Origin of the sequence: Intestinimonas timonensis (assembly GCF_900626145.1) — a bacterium.
In the GTDB taxonomy this organism is placed as follows: domain Bacteria; phylum Bacillota; class Clostridia; order Oscillospirales; family Oscillospiraceae; genus Intestinimonas; species Intestinimonas aquisgranensis.
The window spans coordinates 1-814 of sequence record NZ_LR130824.1 but is presented as its reverse complement, the minus strand read 5'-3'; the positions used below and the strand labels follow the sequence as shown (position 1 = coordinate 814).

Below are 814 nucleotides of genomic sequence, written 5' to 3'. Positions count from 1 at the left end.
CACCTCCGAGCATGCCCGCTCCAGGGCTGAGCATACGAACCGGTACACCGACTCCCCCTCCAGCTTTGCGCATGCCCGGCACCGGTCCGCCTGGTGCTTGGGCAGCCGTGCTCCCACCAGCCGGCGGCGCCTCCGGTCCGTCTGAGCATCGCTCTTGTGTCTGGCCTCCGCCCTTGCCCTGGCAGCGGCCATCTCCACCAGTTGCTCAATGATGCTCACGCCCTTCCCTTTAGGAATGGCCCTGGCCGTAAGCATAGCCGCCTCCAGCGCCTCCCGCTCGGCGGCGCTCATGGCCGCTATCCCGGCCTTGAAGCGGTCCAATCTGGCTTCTTCCCTGGTCACTCCGCCCCTCCTTCCGTCGGTACGTCAGTTTCTTGGAATATGAAAAACTGGCGGTTTTCCACAATATCTTGCACACCCTTCGCTTGTCGAACGCATGTTCTAGTGCCCGCCCTGGAGGGGAGGGGCTTATGGCCCCTCCTTCCCCCAGGGGTTCCAATCCGGAGCGTAGTAGTCCGCCAGGTACTCGGTGATCGCCTGCTCCATGTCGGCCTGGGTCATCTCCACGCCCCGGAGGTCGATGCCGTGGGCCAGGGCGTGGCAGTCTGCGCACAGACAGATGAGGTTTTGCATGCTGTCCGTGCCGCCCTGGGACCGCTTGACGCAATGGTGGACCTGGAGATACTTGGTGGAGTCGCACAGGGCGCAGGCGTAGCCGTCCCGGGCATAGACCGCCCGGCGGGTTTTCTTGCTGATGTTGGCCGAAATCATACGGGATGCCTCCTTTCGATATACCTCACCGTGGGCACGGCTG

General features: G+C 63.8%; 2 protein-coding genes. Both read right to left on the bottom strand.

The features are described 5' to 3' along the window. A partial coding sequence (locus E0E29_RS17110; protein ID WP_130850965.1) for a hypothetical protein occupies positions 1–342 on the bottom strand: 342 nt, incomplete at its 3' end. 126 nt (positions 343–468) lie between these two features. Then, a partial coding sequence (locus tag E0E29_RS17105; RefSeq protein WP_130850964.1) for an HNH endonuclease occupies positions 469–814 on the bottom strand: 346 nt, incomplete at its 5' end.